At 71.4% G+C, this 3208-nt stretch carries 2 protein-coding genes; one reads left to right on the top strand and one right to left on the bottom strand.

From position 1 onward, the window contains the following. A partial coding sequence (locus VFO68_RS10635) for an MGH1-like glycoside hydrolase domain-containing protein (RefSeq protein WP_325158046.1) occupies nt 1-2752 on the bottom strand: 2752 nt, incomplete at its 3' end. A gap of 89 nt (nt 2753-2841) precedes the next feature. On the opposite strand from VFO68_RS10635, the gene VFO68_RS10640 reads away from it, so the two are divergent. After that, a partial coding sequence (locus VFO68_RS10640) for a glycogen debranching enzyme N-terminal domain-containing protein (RefSeq protein ID WP_325158047.1) occupies nt 2842-3208 on the top strand: 367 nt, incomplete at its 3' end.

Genomic DNA, 3208 nt, shown 5'->3' on the forward strand with positions numbered 1-3208 from the left:
CGGCGCGCCGCTCCTCGTCGAGCAGCCGCCAGACGGTGTCCATGTAGGGCAGCACCTTGGGAGCGACCGAGGCGAGCTCGTCATAGACGGCGCCGGCGTCGATCTCCGCGAGCTGAAAGCCGCGGCGCAGGGTGAGGATCAGGTCGACCACGAGGGCCGTCCAGCCGGTCTGGTGCCAGGCGCCCAGGCCGGCCCCGTTGTCGCCGTGGAAGTACTCGGGGAACGCCAGCAGATCCTTCCAGTCCGGGTGCGACTGGAACGTCTCCGCGATGCCGTAGATCGGCCGGCGGCCGTGCTCGTCCGGCAGGAACAGCGAGATGAGCCGGCGGGACAGGTCGTCGGCCACCTCGTCCAGCGTCGCCTTGTTCCCCGAACGGGCCGGGAACTCCACCGTCAGGTCGTCGCCGAAGAACTCCCCGAACTGCCGCAGCGCCCCGATCAGCAGGTAGTTGGTCGGCATCCAGATCGGCCCGCGCCAGTTGGAGTTGCCGCCGAACAGGCCGCTGGTCGACTCCGCCGGCTCGTACCCGACCGTGAACTCCTCCCCGCCCAGGCTCACCCGGAACGGCTCCTCCCGGTACGTCGCCGACAGCGTGCGGATCCCGTACGGGGACAGGAACTCGTCGGAGTCCAGCATCCGGCACAGGATCCGGACCAGCAGGTCCGGGTTCACCATCGACAGCAGCCGCAACTGCCGCCCGTCCTCGGCCAGCCGCCGCGCCCCGATCACGTCGGAGTACTCCGGCTTGTTGGTCAGGAACCAGCGCAGCCGGGCGGCCAGTTCGTGCAGCCGGGACAGCGTGCCCGAGGTGAGCGTGGTGGTGGCGCACAGCGGCAGCAGCCCGACCACCGAGCGCACCTTCAGCGGCGTCCGCGACCCGTCGGGCAGCCGCAGCACGTCGTAGAAGAACGAGTCCTCCTCGCTCCACAGCCCGTGCTCGTACGCCGCGCCGGCGATGTACGCGAAGTGCTCGAAGAACTTCGTGGCGATGTCGGCGTACGTGTGGTCGTGCACGGCGAGCCGGATGCCCATGTCCAGCAGGTTCAGCGCGTACATCGCCATCCAGCCGGTGCCGTCGGACTGTTGCAGCACGCCGGCGACGGGCAGCGCCGCGGAGCGGTCGAACGGCCCGACGTTGTCAAGCCCGAGGAACCCGCCCTCGAAGACGTTGTTCCCGTCGATGTCCTTGCGGTTGACCCACCAGGTGAAGTTCAGCAGCAGCTTGTGCATGACCTTGGCCAGGAAGTCGAAGTCCCGGCTGCCGTCGATCTCGAACACCTGCAGCGCCGCCCAGGCGTGCACGGGCGGGTTGACGTCGCCGAAGGCCCATTCGTACGCGGGGATCTGGCCGTTGGGGTGCATGTACCACTCGCGCAGCAGCAGCAGCACCTGCTGCTTGGCGAAGCCGGGATCGACCCGGGCGAGGGTGACGCAGTGGAACGCCAGGTCCCACGCCGCGTACCAGGGGTATTCCCACGGGTCGGGCATGGAGATGACGTCGAAGCTGTTCATGTGCCACCAGGCGGCGTTGCGCCCGTGCCCGCGCCCGGCCGGCGGCGGCTCGCTGGCCGGGTCGCCGGTCAGCCACCGGCCGACGTCGAAGTGGTAGAACATCTTGCCCCACATCAGCCCGGCCAGCGCCTGGCGCACCACGTCGACCTCGGCGGGGCGGGCGGCCGGCGGCACCAGGTCGGCGTAGAACTGGTCCGCCTCGGCGGCGCGGGCCGCCATCGTCTCCTCCCAGGTCGGGCCCAGGTCGAGCCGCGGTGCGACCCGGGTTCCGGGCGGCGGGGCGGTCAGCGTCAGCCGCAGCCGGATCTCGGCCTGCCCACCGGCCGGCACCTCCAGCACGTAGTGCAGGGCCGCCTTGGTGCCCTCGCCGTCCGGGTTGACGGTGTCCTTCCCGGCGACCACGTGGTCGTTGATCCCGTCCTTCGGGTACGGCGAGCGCCCCGGCAGCCCCCACAGCCGCTCGGCGTTCGTCTCGTTGTCGCAGCACAGCGCGGCCGGCTCGCCGTCGCCCTGCAGGACGAATTGGCCGAGCACCCGGTGCCGGCCGACCAGCCGCGTGCCGTTCGCGGTGATCACCGGCACGTGCTCCCGGCCGGGCAGCCCCCACGACCAGGTGTTGCGGAACCACAGCGTGGGCAGCACGTGCAGGGTGGCCGCCTCCGGCCCGCGGTTGGCCGCGGTGATCCGCAGGCACACGTCGGTCGGCCCGGCCTTGGCGTAGTCGACCGTCACCGCCCAGTACCGGTCCTCGTCGAAGACGCCGGTGTCGATCAGCTCGTACTCGGGCTCGTCCCGCCGCCGCTCGGCGTTGACCACGTCGATCTCCCGGTACGGGAACTCCTCCTGCGGATAGTGGTAGCGCCAGCGCATCCAGGAGTGGGTGGGCGTGGAGTCCAGGTACCACCAGTAGTCCTTGGCGTCCTCGCCGTGGTTGCCCCGGTCGCCGCCGAGGCCGAACATCCGCTCCTTGAGGATCGGGTCGCGGCCGTTCCACAGGGCCAGGCCGAGGCAGAACGTCTGCCGGTCGTCGCAGAGGCCGGCCATGCCGTCCTCGTTCCACCGGTAGGTGCGGGAGCGCGCGTGGTCGTGCGGGAAGTAGTCCCAGGCGGTGCCGTACTCGCTGTAGTCCTCCCGCACCGTGCCCCAGGCGCGTTCGGCCAGGTACGGACCCCAGGCCCGCCAGGGCTGCTCCCCCGCGTCGGCCTGCGCCAGCCGCGCCCGTTCCGCGCCGTCTGTCATGCGGCCATTGTCCAGTGCCCGTGTTACCGGGTGGGCACCACGGTCACCCGCGCGACCGTTTTGGCACCCCGGCGCGGCATTATTGACCGATGATCCCGATCCGCTTCGGGCCCCAGGTGTGCGGCCACCTCCTTGAGGGCACGACCCGCGAGTGGCTCGTCCCGGACGGCCTCGGCGGGTACGCCATGGGCACCGTGAGCGGCCTGCGCACCCGCCGCTACCACGGCATGCTCATGGTGTCCGGCGACGTGCCGGCCGCCCGCCGGCTCGCCGTGGCGGACCTGAACCCGGTGGTCACGCTGCCGTCGGGTGCCCGGGTGGAGCTGGGCAGCCACGAGTGGGCCGACGGCACCGTCCACCCGCGCGGGTACGAGCTGCTGGAGTCGTTCGACCTGACCGACGGGCTGCCCCGCTGGCGGTGGCGGCTCGGCGAGGTGGTGATCGAGCGGGAACTCG

Source organism: Actinophytocola sp. (assembly GCF_035712165.1).
Classification (GTDB): Bacteria; Actinomycetota; Actinomycetes; order Mycobacteriales; family Pseudonocardiaceae; genus DASYTH01.